Source organism: Rhodococcus sp. NPDC004095 (genome assembly GCF_053604015.1).
In genome coordinates this window covers 85,316-99,143 of sequence record NZ_JBSGGS010000016.1, presented here as the reverse complement: position 1 = coordinate 99,143, position 13,828 = coordinate 85,316, and the positions used below count along the sequence as shown (strand labels likewise).

Genomic DNA, 13,828 nt, shown 5'->3' with positions numbered 1-13,828 from the left:
CCGTTCGACGCCTACGCCGACAACCGGGACACGGGCGGGTTCATCCTGATCGACCGGCTGACCAACACCACGGTCGGTGCGGGCATGATCGCGCACTCGCTGCGCCGGTCGGACAACATCCACTGGCAGGCCGTGGATGTGAACGCCGAGTCCCGGGCGGTCCTGAACGGTCACCGGCCGCAGGTGCTGTGGTTCACGGGTCTGTCCGGGTCCGGCAAGTCGACCATCGCGAACGAGCTCGAGCGGCAACTGCACGCAAGCGGCTGCCACACCTACCTGCTCGACGGCGACAACGTACGCCACGGTCTGAACCGGGACCTCGGGTTCACCGAGGCCGACCGGGTGGAGAACATTCGGCGGGTCACCGAGGTCGCCCGGCTGATGGCCGATGCCGGGCTGGTCGTGCTGGCGTCGTTCATCTCCCCGTTCCGGGCCGAGCGGGACGCGGCCCGCGAGCTGATCGGCGAGGACCGCTTCTGCGAGGTGTTCGTCGACACCCCGATCGACGTCGCCGAGTCGCGGGATCCGAAGGGGCTGTACAAGAAGGCGCGGCGGGGCGACCTGACGAACTTCACCGGCATCGATTCCCCGTACGAGTCGCCGGAGAACCCCGAGCTGCGAGTCGACACGACCGTGACGACTCCCGCGGAGGCCGCAGTTCAGATTGTCGAGAAGCTCCGCAGCCGCGGCGTCATCGCCTGATCCAGCCCGATTCACCAACCACACCCGAGGAGCGTTCCCTGTGCCCACCCGAGACGAAATCTGTTCGGTGATCGATTCGTACGTCAAGCATCTCGGCGATCACGACGTTGATCAGCTGGTGTCGCTGTTCGCGGCGGACGCGGTCCAGCACGAGCCGCTGGGCATGCGGACCTACACCGGTGTCGACGAGATCCGGGCCTTCGGCACCGAGAACGCGAAGGTGGCGTTCACGGTGAGCCGGTACTCGCCGATCACCGTCACCGGCCGGTTCGCGGCGATGCAGCTCCGCGTGCAGCGCGAGGGCATGCCCGACTTCCTGTCCACCGACCTGTTCGAATTCGGTGAGGACGGGAAGATCGTCTCGCTGAGCGTCGTTCTGGACCCCAAGGCGCAGGTATGACCTTGGGGTTGCAGCCGGTGATGCCGGCGATGCTCGACGGCAAGGTCGTGGTCGTCTCGGGTGTCGGTGAGGGGTTGGGACGCTCGGTCGCCGTGCGCAGCGCGCTCGCCGGTGCCCGGGTCGTCCTGGCCGCGCGGACCGAGTCCCGGCTGACGGAGGTCGCCGACGAGATCCGGGAACTCGGCGGTACCGCGCTGTCCGTGCCGACGGACCTCACCGACGACGCGTCGGTCACGAATCTCGCCGATGCGGCGCTGGCCGAGTTCGGAGCGGTCGACACGGTGGTGCACAACGCTTTCGTGCAGCCGCCGCACGAGCGGCTGCTCGACGCCGAGTTCGAGTCAGTCCGGCAGGGCCTTGACATCAACCTGCTGGCCGCACTCAACCTGACCCGCAAACTCGCTCCCGCACTGGAGAAGTCCGAGGGGTCGATCGTGGTGATCAACTCGATGGTGCTGCGCAACCAGCTGCCGAACTTCGGTGCCTACCGGGTGCAGAAGGCCGGGCTGCTCGCGCTCGCCCGCAGTCTCTCGGTGGAGCTGGGCCCGATGGGTGTCCGAGTGAACTCCGTTGCACCCGGCTATATCTGGGCGCACCGGGTCAAGGCGATGGTCCAGAAGCAGGCAGAGCAGCGCGGCGTCGACCCGGCCGAGGTCTACGCCGAGATCGCGGCAGACACCGACCTGCGCCGGCTGCCGGAACCCGACGACATCGCGAACGCGGTGATCTTCCTGGCCTCCGACCTCGCCCGCGCGATCACCGGGCAGTGCCTGGACGTCAACTGCGGCCACGCACATCACTGATCCACCTTTCGCAAGGATGTAGGAAATGACTCAGGATTACGACGGAATCGGTTCCATCGAGGACCTGCACGCGCAGGCGCGCAAGGAGACCGGCCTCGGCGACTTCGGCAGCGACGAGTACCTAAAGGGCCTGACGGTGCTGCTCGACTCGTTCGAGCGGGAAGCCGACCTCACCCCGCACGGAAAGGTGATCGCCCGCAAGATGATCCTGTCCGCGCTCCGGGGCCGGCTGATCAGCGAGGCTGCGTTCGCGCGGCACCCCGAGCATGTCGACGTTCCGATCGAGCGGCCGATCTTCATGTGCGGACTGACCCGCACGGGCACCACCGCGCTGCATCGCCTGCTCAGCGCCGACCCTGCCAACCAGGGTGTCGAGATGTGGCTGGCCGAGGCGCCGCAGCCCCGTCCCGCCCGTGAGACGTGGTCCGCGAACCCCGATTTCCTCCGCGCCGACGCCTTCTACCGTGCTCGCCAGCAGAACGAGGCGGACCTGATGAAGGTGCACTTCATGGGCGCCGAGGAGGTCGAGGAGTGTTGGCGACTGCTCCAGCAGACGCTGCTGTCGACCTCGTTCGACACCGTGGCGTACGTACCGTCGTACACGGAGTGGCTGGCGAAGCAGGACTGGACCGACACCTACGCCCGGTACAAGAAGAACCTGCAGCTGATCGGTATGAACGATCGTGATCGCCGCTGGGTTCTGAAGAGCCCGAGCCACGTCTTCGCGATCGACGACATCATGAAGGTCTTTCCGGACGCGCTGTTCGTCCGGACCTTCCGCGACCCGCACACCTCGATGGCGTCGACCTTCAGCCTGGCCGAGCAGGGCGGGCACGACATGTCGAAGGCCTTCGACCGCAAGACCATCGGACGGACCCAGTTGGACCTGTGGGCGCGCGGGAACGCGAACTTCCAGGAGGCCCGGGCCCGCCACAATCCGGAGCAGTTCATCGACATCGACTACCGGGACTTCGTGGCCGACCCGATCGGGACGGCCGAGACGGTCTACGACCGGTTCTCCCTGCCGTTCTCCGACGAGGCGCGCCGCGCGGTCGGCGCTGCCCACGAAGCCAGCCTCGCCGACCACCGTCGCCCGTCGCACAAGTACTCGCTAGAAGACTTCGGCATCACCGCGGCCGAGGTCGACGCCAAGTTCGCCGCCGTCTGACCCTTCACCTGGATAGGAATTCACAATGAACGCCACCTGGGAAAAGTTCTGCACCGACCTGCTCGAGGTCGGGAACATCCTGTCGGATCCGATTGTCCCGCAGGACGAGCTCACACAGGCCGAGGGCGTGCGCTATCTGTCACGACTGCTGCGCTACGCGACGATCAACTGCGTCGAGTACACCGACCCGCGGTGGCCGCAGTTCACGTCCGCGCCGAACCCGAACATGATGACCAAGATCGGCGCCGACAACCCGGACAACATCTACATGCGCGCCAACATCTCCGGGAAGTACACCTACCGGATCACCGGAACCCGGGGCACGATCCCGCTGATCACCTTCGGTTCCCGCGTCAACCGCTACCACATCGACGGCACCATGTTGCAGACCGGTGACCTGCACATCCACGACCTCGAGGTCGACGAGAACGGGCGTTTCGAATTCATCGCAAGCGCGGAGAAGCCTGCGGACGGCACTGCGTGGCTGCCGATGGATCCGGAGAGCAACCTCATCTCCGTGCGGCAGACCTACGCGAACCGGCGCGCCGAGGTGCCCGGCGAGCTGTCCATCGAATGCCTCAACCCGGACGGCGAATTCGTTCCGCTGACCGAGGACGAGCTGGGCCAGCGACTGGACCGGGCGATCGGCATGCTGAAGGGCTCGGCCGCCACGTTCCTCGAGTGGTCGCGCGACTTCATGCCGCAGCCCAACGAGATCTTCGACCGCGGGCAGGAGCAGTTCCAGAAGGCCGGCGGCGATCCGACGATCTTCTACTTCCACGGCTACTGGAAGCTCGCCGAGGACGAGGCATGGGTCATCGAGACCGAGGTGCCGAACTGCGAGTACTTCAACTTCGTGCTGCAGAACTTCTGGGTCGAGTCGCTCGACTACAACCGGACGAACATCTACCTCAACAACCACACCGCCAAGCTCAACGACGACGGGACGCTGACCATCGTGGTGGCGGCCAAGGATCCGGGCTACGGCAACTGGATCGACACCGACTTCCACACCGAGGGCACGTGGGCGATGCGCTGGATCAAGGCGGATTCGCACCCGATTCCCACGTCGAAGGTCGTGAAGGTCTGAGGGGCGGCGCAATGAAGTGGTCACTCGCCGCGGCGATGATCGACGCCCGCGACCTGTGCGAGCTCGCACAGGTCGCGGAGGAAGTCGGGTTCGACTCGATCGCGATGCCGGACTCGGTGTTCTACCCGGAGACGGTGTCGGCCGACTATCCGTACACGGCCGATGGCAAACGCATGTGGTCGGGCGAGACTCCGATGCCGGACCCGTTCATCGCGATGACCGCGATGGCCGCGGTCACCGAGCGGCTGCGCTTCTACACCAACGTGCTGAAGTTGCCGCTGCGTGATCCGCTGCTGACCGCCAAACAGATCGCGACCATGGCGGTGATGTCGGGCAACCGCATCGCCGTCGGCGTCGGGCTGTCGTGGATTCCGGAGGAGTTCCGGTTCACCGGTACCGAGATGCGCACGCGAGGTGCGCGCACCGACGAGGCGATCCAGATCGTCAAGGCGGTGTGTGCGGGTGGCGGTCCGCAGTGGGTCGAGTTCCACGGGAAACACTACGATTTCGACCGACTGATGATCAGCCCGGCGCCAGACCTGCCGGTACCGATCTACGTCGGTGGCCACAGCGAGCCCGGCCTGCGCCGCGCTGCGCGTCTCGCCGACGGCTGGATCTCCGTCAACGTCCCGGTGGAGGAGTTGACCACCGCGATCACGCGGTTGGAGAAGCTCCGCGCCGAGAACGGTCGCGCCGGTGAGCCGTTCGAGATCAACGTGTCCCCGACCGGGGTGCGGAATTTCGACGAGTATCGCGCGCTCGCGGACATCGGCGTCACCGAGTGCCGCGTCTCGCCCTGGTACCTCTACCGCGCCGATTTCACCAGCCGCACCGCCCGGCTCGACGCGGTCCGCCGGTTCGCGGACGAGGTCATCGCCGCCTGACGCCCCGAAACGCCGAACGGGAGTTCGCCGCACCTGTCGAGAAGGTGTGCGGCGGACTCCCGTTCGGGTGTTCGCGGCGGTACTAGACCGGCAGCTTGCGGAAGATCGCGCGCGGGACGTGCCGCAGCACCATCATCACGAAGCGGAACGGGCCCGGCGCCCAGACGATCTCCTTGCCCTTGTCGGACGCGGCGACCGCCAGCTTGGCGACATCCTCCTTGTTCACCGTCAGCGGTGCCTCGTCGACGTGCGCGCTGAACTGGGTGCGCACCATGCCGGGGCGGACGACCGTCACCTTCGGGCCGAACGGGGCCAGCGCTTCGCTCAGACCGAGGTAGAAGCCGTCCAGGCCGGCCTTGGTGGAGCCGTAGACGAAGTTGGCGCGCTTGACGCGCTCGCCGGCCACCGAGGACATCGCGATGATCCGGCCGAAGCCCTGCGCCTTCATCTTCTCCGCGAGCAGCACGCCGACCGAGACGGACGCGGTGTAGTTCACATTCGCCACCAGCACCGCCTTGCGCTGGTTCTGCCACAGCTCCTCGGCGTCGGCGTCGAGGGCGAACGCGACGATGGCGACGTCGACGTCGGACTTGGCCCACGCCTCGTCGATCACCTTCGGGTGCGACTCGGTGTCGAGCGCGTCGAAGTCGACGATGTCGACCTCGGTGGCACCGGCGTTCTTCATCTGCTGGGTGGCCTTCTCGCGCAGCGGATCACCCGGCAGCGCGGCGAGGATCACCCGCATCGGGGACTTGCGCAGGTACTCCTCGCAGATGGCCAGGCCGATCTCGGAAGTCCCGCCGAGCAGCAGCAGCGTCTGGGGGTTGCCCACCGCGTTGATCATCAGTTCAGCTCCAGCCTTCTGGACATGTCGGAGGCGAAAACGCCTGTGGGGTCGTACTTGCGGCGGGTGGCGATCCACTCGCCGATCCGCGGGTACATCGCGTGGAAGGTCTCGGCGTTGGTCCGCGAGTCCTTCGCGGTATAGAGCCGGCCGCCGAATTCGAGGACGCGCCTGTCGAGGTCGGTGACGAACTCGTTCAGGCCGGCCTTGATCGGGAAGTCGACGCAGACGTTCCAGCCGCGCATCGGGAAGCTCAGCGGCGCCTGGTTGCCCTCGCCGAACAGCTTGAACACGTTGAGGAACGAGTAGTGCCCGGACCGCTGGATGTCGACGATGATCTTCTTGAACTCGTCGACCGCGTCGGTCGGCACCACGAACTGGTACTGCAGGAAGCCCTTCGAACCGTAGGCGCGGTTCCACTCACCGAAGAGGTCGAGCGGGTGATAGAACGCGGTCAGGTTCTGAACCTGCCCGGTGGCGTTCTTCGTCTTCCGGTAGTACAGCTCGCCGACGATCGTGAAGTCGAACTTGTTGGCGAGGCCGTTCGGGAAGATGTCCGGGAACGTCACCAGCGGCTTGGCGTTGAACCGCAGCGGATCCTTCTGCAGCTTCGCGGGCAGCTGGTCGAGCTTGGCGAGCGAGCCGCGGGAGACGGCGGCGCGACCGAGCTTCGGCGGCGCGGAGATCGCGTCGAACCACGCCGACGAGTAGTCGTAGTTGTTCTCGGAGCCGTCGCTGTGCAGGGCGATGGTCTCGTCGAGGCCGCTGGTGCGCACGCTGTCGGCGATGAAGTACGCCGTCTCGGTGTGCGTCATCTGGATCGTGGCCTTGAGGATGATCCCGGTCAGGCCCATCCCGCCGACCGTCGCCCAGAACAGCGCACCCTTCGGGTCCTGCCTGCCACCCTTCGGGGTCAGCGTCCGGACCTTCCCGTCGGCGGTGAGCAGGTCCAGCGAGACCACGTGGTTGCCGAAGCTGCCGGCGCTGTGGTGGTTCTTGCCGTGGATGTCGGAGCCGATGGCGCCGCCGATGGTGACCTGCCGGGTGCCGGGTAGGACGGGAACCCACAGCCCGAACGGCAGCGCCGCGCGCATCAGCTGGTCCAGGTTCACGCCGGCGTCGACCTCGACGAGGCCGCTCTCCCGGTCGATCCGGTGGATCTTGTTCAGAGCATTCATGTCGATGACCAGGCCGCCCGCGTTCTGGGCCGGGTCGCCGTAGGAACGGCCGAGGCCGCGGGCGATGACGCCGCGGCGCAGGTGCGATGGCTTGCCCTCGTTCTTCTCGGCGACCTGGGCGACCGCGGCTGCGATCACCTCGACGTCGGGAGTGGAGAGCACCTCCGCGGTGGTGGGCGCGGTGCGCCCCCATCCGGTGAGGGTTCGGGTCTGGGTGGTCAGAGGCCGCGGTGCCGCGGGGGCAGTGGGCGCCTCGTCTGCTGTCGTGGACATCGCCACAGAGGTTACTCGGGCGGCAAGATCCGTGCGGTTCGCCGGACCGCTGTCGTCGAGTGTGCACCGGGGGGTACCTCCCTGCACGACGTGCTCGGGGGAGCTTCACCGCCACCCGGCCGACGCCCCGACAACTGCACGCTCGACGACAGCGGGCGGCGACCGTCGCCTACCCTCGACCCGTGCCAGGAACCCCGCATGCCCCCGAACCGCATCTGCCGACGGCCGTCGATCTGCCACTGCGCGACGAGGCCGGCGCCCCGGGAGTGGGGCTGATCACGCAGATCATCCGCTTCGGAGTGACGGGCGGGTTGTCTGCCATCGTGGACTTCGGGCTGCTCGTGGTGCTGCTCAAGGCCGGGTTGCCGTTCGTGGTGGCGAAGTCGATCAGCTTCGTCGCCGGTACCACCACGGCGTATCTGCTCAATCGTCGTTGGACCTTCCAGGCCGAGCCGAGCCGGGCCCGCTTCATCGCCGTCGTCGCGCTGTACGCGGTGACGTTCGCGGTCCAGGTCGGGATCAGCACCGCGCTGAACAGTCAATTCCCCGACGACGCCTGGTGGCGTGTGCCGCTGGCCTTCGTCATCGCGCAGGGCACCGCGACGGTGATCAACTTCATCGTCCAGCGCGCGGTGATCTTCAAGCTCTAGGGGGTTCCGGTCGCGAGGACCAGCGTCGCGGTGCGGCGCTGTCCCGAGCCGTCCACCCAGCCGAGTTCCACCCGGTCACCGGGTTTGCGGGCGGTCATCTCGACGGTGAGGTCCGTCTGCGAGCGGATCGGGCGGCCGTCCCAGCTGACGACGACGTCACCGCGCACCAGGCCGGCCTGCGCCGCCGGGCTGTCCACGCCGACCGCGACGACCTTCGCGCCGTCCTGTGTCTGCCCGACGTCGGTGACCGCGACGCCGAGCAGCGGCGTCGGTCCGACGTGCACGGTCTCGGAGGAGCGCCCGGTGCGGATCTGCACGGCGATCGCGACGGCGTCGTCGATGGGCAGCGCATAGGACTCGACCGGGATCGGGGTGCCCGTGGTCGGTTCGGCGGGATCGGGACGCATGCCGGTGTTGCCCGCGGTGCTGACGCCGACCACCCGCCCATAGGCGTCGACGAGCGGTCCGCCGGAGTCACCGGGCCGGATGTCGGCGTTCACCTCGATCATCCCGGTGAGCCGGTTGCGGCTGCCGTCGGTGGAGTTGCGGGCGACCACCGACTCACCGAGGCCGGTGACCACGCCCGGCGCGGACAGCAACACCCCGCCGCCGTCGGCATTGCCGATCGCGGTCACCGCGTCCTGCAGGCGCAGTTCGGCGGACCTGCCGAGCGGCGCGACGGGCAGCCCGTCCGCGCCGAGCAGTCGCAGCACCGCGACGTCGCGGAACCGGTCGTAGCCGAGGATCTCGGTGTCGTATCCGGTGCCGGTCGCCATGGCTACCGCATTCACGTCGTTGGCGCCGTCGATGACGTGGTGGTTGGTCAGCACCAGGCCGTCCGGGCTGAGCAGGATGCCGGTGCCTGCGGTGGTGAGTGCGCCCGCGGACGCGTTCAGGGTTACGAGGGTCGGGACCATTCGCGCCTCGAGCGCGGCCGCGTCGAGCGGTACCGGAGGGGACGGTGGCGGTGGCGCCGCCGTGATCGGCACCTCGGACGGGGTGGGCTGTGTCGGTAGTTCGTGTCCGACGAGCAGCAGGCCGGCGAGCGCGACGAGCACCAGGGCGGCAGACAACACGCGGCGGCGCTGTGGTCGCGTTCGGTCCGGTGTGCTGTTCATGACCCCGCATCTCAATCTGCGCACTGGTGTGCAACGACCGTACTGCGTCTGGGGACCGGCTGCGGGATGGTCCGCCGTGCGAAGGAGATGGGCCGCCAGGACAGAAAGAGTGAAGCCGCCGACACGCAAGGTGTCGACGGCTTCGGGGCGACAACGCCCGCCATATCGCCTCTCGGCAAGTGGTCGCTCGCAGCGACGAAATAATTTGGTACCCGGGGTATGCCCGGACGCTGTCGCACGGTCCAACCTACTCCGTTGACGGGATATTCCACGAGTTCCCGGAAGGTCGGAATCGTCACGTCCGTCGTACCGCTACGAGCCGGGCTTCAGTTCGCGGGGCACGGCGATCACATCGACGAGCGCCCCGGACCGCCAGACGGTGATCTCCACCGGGCGGTCGATCGCGTTCTCCATCATCAGCGACTGCAGGGCGGTCGCGGTGGCGACGTCGGCGCCGCCGGCCGCGACGACGATGTCCCCGGTGCGCAGCCCGGCGCGATCGGCGGGACTGCCCGCGACGACCTGCGCGATCCGCAGGCCGGTCCGACGACCGGTCCGGGCGGCCAGCGCCGCAGGCAGCTGGGCCTGGGCTCCGGCGAGGCCGAGCCACGCCCGGCGCACCCGCCCGGCGGACATCAGCGTCGCGATGATCCTGCGGGTGGTGGAGTTGATCGGGACCGCCAGGCCGACGCCGATCCCGGCGACCGCGGTGTTCACCCCCACCATCCGGCCCGCGCTGTCGGCGAGCACGCCCCCGCTGTTGCCCGGATTCAGAGCCGCATCCGTCTGGATCACCTCGTCGACGACGCGTCCCTCGCTGGTCGGCAGGGAGCGGCCCAGGCCGGAGACGATGCCTGCGGTCACGCTGCCGGCCAGGCCGAGGGGATTGCCCACCGCAACGACCAGTTGGCCCACGCGCAGCCGTGCCGCGTCTCCCTGGTCGAGCGGGGGCGGCACCGGTCCGCGGGCACGTAGCACCGCGAGGTCGGAGAGCACGTCACGGCCGACGACATCCGCCCGGATCTCGGTGCCGTCGGCGAACGCCGCCTCGACGGCCGACGCACCGCCGACGACGTGTGCGCTGGTCAGCAGGAATCCGTCGGCGGTGAGCACGCTCGCGCTGCCTGCGCCCGTGCCCCGAGGCAGGCGCACCCGCAGGCTGGCCACGCTGGGCAGCACCCGTCGAGCCACCCCGGTCACCACCGCCGAGTAGGCGTCCAGCGCCTCGTCGTCACCGGCCATGACCGGTGGAACACCGTGGAGGCCGCCGGCATGCCCGGTTTCGCCGACAGCGGAGCCGCTCACCGGGCGAAGGTCGGCAGCACCCCGTCCGCGAGCAGCTGCGCCAGCGGCGGCGCGGCGGCGTCCTTGTCGGACAGCTGGTAGTCGAGCGGGCGGCCGTCGCGGCCGACGGTGGGCCAGTCGATGGCCAGGTCCGGGTCGAGGGGATTCAGGTCGCGGTCCAGGGCAGGGTTGTACTCGATCGAGCACAGGTACATCACCGTCGAGGCGTCCTCGAGCGAGAGGATCGCGTGCCCGAGGCCTTCGGACAGGTAGACCGCGCGGCGGTCGACGTCGTCGATCAGCACCGAGTCCCAGGTTCCGAAGGTGGGGGAGCCGACGCGCAGGTCGACGATCACGTCGAGGAACGCGCCGCGCACGCAGGTGACGTACTTGGCCTGGCCGGGCGGGTGGTCGGTGAAGTGCACCCCGCGCAGCACCCCGGCCGCGGACACCGAGCAGTTCGCCTGGCGCAGCTCCAGCGGCTGCCCGACCGCGTCCCGGAAGGCGGAGTCCTTGAACCATTCGAGGAAGACGCCGCGGTCGTCGCCGAACTGCCGGGGGGTGATCTCCCACGCGCCGGGGATGCTCAGTTCACGAAATTCCACGTCACCCGTCCTTGCCTCGCTCGAGCAGGTCGAGCAGGTAGTTGCCGTATCCGGACTTGACCAGGCGCTCGGCCCGGATGCGCAGCGCGTCGTCGTCGATGAACCCGCATCGCCACGCGACCTCTTCGGGCACCCCGATCTTCAGGCCCTGCCGCTGCTCGATGGTGCGGACGTAGTTCGACGCGTCGAGCAGCGAGTCGAAGGTGCCGGTGTCGAGCCATGCCGTGCCGCGGGGCAGCACCTCGACCTGCAGTCGGCCGGCCTCGAGGTAGGCGAGGTTGACGTCGGTGATCTCGTACTCACCGCGGTCGGACGGGCGCAGGTCCCGGGCGATGGACACGACGTCGTTGTCGTAGAAGTACAGCCCCGGCACCGCGTACTGGGACCGCGGCACCTTCGGCTTCTCCTCCAGCGACACCGCGCGGCCGTCGCCGTCGAACTCGATCACGCCGTATGCCGACGGGTCCGACACGTGATACGCGAAAACGGCTCCGCCGCTGAGGGATTCGAATCGGCTCAGTTGGGTGCCGATACGGGGGCCGTAGAAGATGTTGTCGCCGAGGACGAGTGCGACGGTGTCGGATCCGACGTGGTCGGATCCGATCACGAACGCCTGCGCCAGGCCGTTGGGTTCGGGCTGCACGGCGTAGCTGATGGCGACGCCGAACTGCGAGCCGTCGCCGAGCAGGCGGTGGAACTGCGGTGCGTCGTCCGGGGTGGTGATCACCAGGATGTCGCGGATCCCGGCCAGCATCAGTGTGGACAGCGGGTAGTAGATCATCGGCTTGTCGTAGACGGGCACCAGTTGTTTGCTCACCCCGAGGGTGATCGGGTGCAGCCTGGACCCCGTCCCACCGGCCAGAATGATTCCGCGCATGGCTGCCAGTGTCCCACGCCCGGTCGGTAGTCTTGACCCCCATGAGGCTGCTCGTCACCGGCGGTGCCGGATTCATCGGTGCGAACTTCGTCCACCAGACCGTCACCGAATGGCCCGACGTCCACGTCACCGTCCTCGACGCCCTCACCTACGCGGGCAACCGCGCCTCCCTCGAACCGGTCGCCGACCGAATCACGTTCGTGCACGGCAACATCACCGACGCCGATCTCGTGAACGGGCTCGTCGGTGCATCCGACGCGGTGGTGCACTTCGCCGCCGAGTCGCACAACGACCACTCGCTGGCGAACCCGCTGCCGTTCGTGCAGACCAACATCATGGGCACCTACACGCTGCTCGAGGCGGTGCGCAGGCACGACGTGCGCTATCACCACATCTCGACCGACGAGGTGTACGGCGACCTCGAACTCGACGACCCGGCCCGGTTCACCGAGACCACCCCGTACAACCCGTCGAGCCCGTACTCGTCGACGAAGGCGTCGAGCGACCTGCTGGTGCGCGCGTGGGTGCGCTCGTTCGGGATCCGCGCGACGATCTCGAACTGCTCCAACAACTACGGCCCGTACCAGCACGTGGAGAAGTTCATTCCGCGGCAGATCACCAACCTGATCGACGGCGGCCGCCCCAAGCTGTACGGCCGCGGCCGGAACGTGCGGGACTGGATCCACGTCGACGACCACAACCGGGCGGTGTGGGACGTGCTCGACCGCGGCCGGACCGGGCAGACGTACCTGATCGGGGCGGACGGCGAGGTGGACAACCGGACCGTCGTCGCGCTGCTCCTGGAATTGTTCGGGCGCGACCCAGGCGATTTCGACGTCGTCCCCGACCGGCCCGGTCACGACCTGCGGTACGCGATCGACTCGACGCTGCTTCGCACAGAACTCGGCTGGGCGCCGCGGTACCGGGACTTCAGGGCGGGGTTGGAGGCGACGGTCGAGTGGTATCGGGAGAACGAGTCGTGGTGGCGGCCGCAGAAGGCGGCGACCGAGGCGTTCTACGCGGACACCGAACAGTGACGATCGATTTGCCGCGCGCTGTCTGGCGTTGACCCCAGGCCGCGGGTCGGCGCCGCGCGGCGATTCGCCGCGCGCAAGCGCACCCGCGGCGGTACCGTGGTCGACCGCGAGACGAGATTTCGTCCACATGACCGGATTCACTGAGAGTTGGCTCGAGCAAGGAGCGCTCCATGAAGGCTGTCACTCGCACGACCACCGGCACCCGGCGCGCATTCGTCGTCGGCGCATCGCTTTCCGCACTGGCACTCACCGGTACCGGGCTCGCTCACGCCGACGGCTCCGTCGACCCCGGTTCGCTGAGCCCCGCGGCCGCCGTCCACGCGTGCGCGCCGCTCGGGCTCTCCGACGTCGCGGTGCTGGTGCAGGTCGCGCTTCCGGGCACCGTGCTGCCGTGCCGGGACGTCGCGGGCAGCCTCGGTCTCGGCGGTGGCTCCGTCGGCGGGGGCTCGATGGGCGGGGGCTCGGCCACGAGCGCCAGCGCGATCGGCTCGAACAACCTCGGCGAGAACAACACCGGTTCCTTCAACGTCGGCCCGGAGAACACCGGATCCAACAACGTGGGTTCGCAGAACACGGGCTCCGGCAATGTCGGTTCCTCGAACACCGGGTCGGGCAACGTCGGGTCGGCGAACACCGGGTCCGGAAACGTGGGGTCGGCGAACACCGGTACCGGCAACAGCGGGTCCGCCAACACCGGAAACCTGAACCTCGGCTCGGCCAACACGGGCTCGACCAACGTCGGCTCGGTCAACACCGGCTCGTCGAATACCGGCGTCGGCAACACCGGCTCCCTGGTCGAGGGCTTCGGGCTCACCGGGCTCGGATCGGTTGCCATCGGCTCCACGGGCATCAACTGGAACTAGTCGCTGCGCCACCCGTGCGCACTTTGGTGGCCCTGGCAACCAAACGACGCAC

General features: G+C 68.3%; 15 protein-coding genes. 9 read left to right on the top strand and 6 right to left on the bottom strand.

What is annotated here, in order from left to right:
- The 6 genes from cysC to ACWEPG_RS24745 form a co-directional block, all read left to right on the top strand.
- On the top strand, positions 1-702 hold a 702-nt coding region (gene cysC, locus ACWEPG_RS24770; RefSeq protein WP_452595558.1), incomplete at its 5' end, for an adenylyl-sulfate kinase.
- 40 nt (positions 703-742) lie between these two features.
- A complete protein-coding gene (locus ACWEPG_RS24765; protein WP_450117247.1) occupies positions 743-1,102 on the top strand; it encodes a nuclear transport factor 2 family protein in 360 nt (119 codons plus the stop codon).
- The gene (locus tag ACWEPG_RS24760) at positions 1,099-1,905 is read left to right on the top strand and encodes an SDR family oxidoreductase (protein ID WP_450117248.1); all 807 of its coding nucleotides are present in this window, start codon (positions 1,099-1,101) and stop codon (positions 1,903-1,905) included. Before ACWEPG_RS24765 ends, ACWEPG_RS24760 begins: the two co-directional genes overlap by 4 nt.
- 25 nt (positions 1,906-1,930) lie before the next feature.
- Entirely contained in the window at positions 1,931-3,073 is a 1,143-nt protein-coding gene (locus tag ACWEPG_RS24755) for a sulfotransferase family protein (RefSeq protein WP_450117249.1), read from the top strand.
- Positions 3,074-3,098: 25 nt separating this feature from the next.
- Positions 3,099-4,163: a DUF1214 domain-containing protein gene (locus ACWEPG_RS24750; RefSeq protein ID WP_452595557.1), complete on the top strand. Its 1,065-nt coding sequence runs from the start codon at positions 3,099-3,101 to the stop codon at positions 4,161-4,163.
- An 11-nt stretch (positions 4,164-4,174) separates the two neighbouring features.
- Entirely contained in the window at positions 4,175-5,047 is an 873-nt protein-coding gene (locus tag ACWEPG_RS24745) for a TIGR03619 family F420-dependent LLM class oxidoreductase (protein ID WP_452595556.1), read from the top strand.
- 82 nt (positions 5,048-5,129) lie between these two features.
- On the opposite strand, the gene ACWEPG_RS24740 is transcribed toward ACWEPG_RS24745, so the two are convergent.
- Together ACWEPG_RS24740 and ACWEPG_RS24735 are read right to left on the bottom strand one after the other, a co-directional pair.
- Positions 5,130-5,891, bottom strand: coding sequence for a decaprenylphospho-beta-D-erythro-pentofuranosid-2-ulose 2-reductase (locus ACWEPG_RS24740; RefSeq protein WP_450115623.1), 762 nt, complete (start codon positions 5,889-5,891; stop codon positions 5,130-5,132).
- Positions 5,891-7,342: an FAD-binding protein gene (locus tag ACWEPG_RS24735; RefSeq protein ID WP_450115622.1), complete on the bottom strand. Its 1,452-nt coding sequence runs from the start codon at positions 7,340-7,342 to the stop codon at positions 5,891-5,893. Before ACWEPG_RS24735 ends, ACWEPG_RS24740 begins: the two co-directional genes overlap by 1 nt.
- Before the next feature lie 182 nt (positions 7,343-7,524).
- Here ACWEPG_RS24735 and ACWEPG_RS24730 point away from each other — a divergent pair, with 182 nt between their 5' ends.
- Positions 7,525-7,992: a GtrA family protein gene (locus ACWEPG_RS24730; protein WP_450115621.1), complete on the top strand. Its 468-nt coding sequence runs from the start codon at positions 7,525-7,527 to the stop codon at positions 7,990-7,992.
- Here ACWEPG_RS24730 and ACWEPG_RS24725 read toward each other — a convergent pair.
- The 4 genes from ACWEPG_RS24725 to rfbA form a co-directional block, all read right to left on the bottom strand.
- Positions 7,989-9,110: a S1C family serine protease gene (locus ACWEPG_RS24725; RefSeq protein WP_452595555.1), complete on the bottom strand. Its 1,122-nt coding sequence runs from the start codon at positions 9,108-9,110 to the stop codon at positions 7,989-7,991. The two genes, ACWEPG_RS24730 and ACWEPG_RS24725, sit on opposite strands and share 4 nt — an antisense overlap.
- A 312-nt stretch (positions 9,111-9,422) precedes the next feature.
- A complete protein-coding gene (locus tag ACWEPG_RS24720) occupies positions 9,423-10,352 on the bottom strand; it encodes a S1C family serine protease (protein ID WP_452595554.1) in 930 nt (309 codons plus the stop codon).
- 59 nt (positions 10,353-10,411) lie between these two features.
- Positions 10,412-10,999 carry a dTDP-4-dehydrorhamnose 3,5-epimerase family protein gene (locus ACWEPG_RS24715; RefSeq protein ID WP_452595553.1) on the bottom strand — a complete coding sequence of 196 codons (588 nt, stop codon included), beginning with the start codon at positions 10,997-10,999 and terminating at the stop codon, positions 10,412-10,414.
- 1 nt (position 11,000) lies between these two features.
- Positions 11,001-11,876, bottom strand: coding sequence for a glucose-1-phosphate thymidylyltransferase RfbA (gene rfbA / locus ACWEPG_RS24710; RefSeq protein WP_450115617.1), 876 nt, complete (start codon positions 11,874-11,876; stop codon positions 11,001-11,003).
- A 41-nt stretch (positions 11,877-11,917) separates the two neighbouring features.
- Here rfbA and rfbB point away from each other — a divergent pair, with 41 nt between their 5' ends.
- Together rfbB and ACWEPG_RS24700 are read left to right on the top strand one after the other, a co-directional pair.
- Complete coding sequence (rfbB, locus tag ACWEPG_RS24705) at positions 11,918-12,913, top strand: dTDP-glucose 4,6-dehydratase (protein ID WP_450115616.1); 996 nt, start codon at positions 11,918-11,920, stop codon at positions 12,911-12,913.
- 170 nt (positions 12,914-13,083) lie between these two features.
- On the top strand, positions 13,084-13,776 hold the full coding sequence (locus ACWEPG_RS24700; RefSeq protein ID WP_450115615.1) for a pentapeptide repeat-containing protein: 693 nt from the start codon (positions 13,084-13,086) through the stop codon (positions 13,774-13,776).
- Positions 13,777-13,828 lie beyond the last annotated feature (52 nt).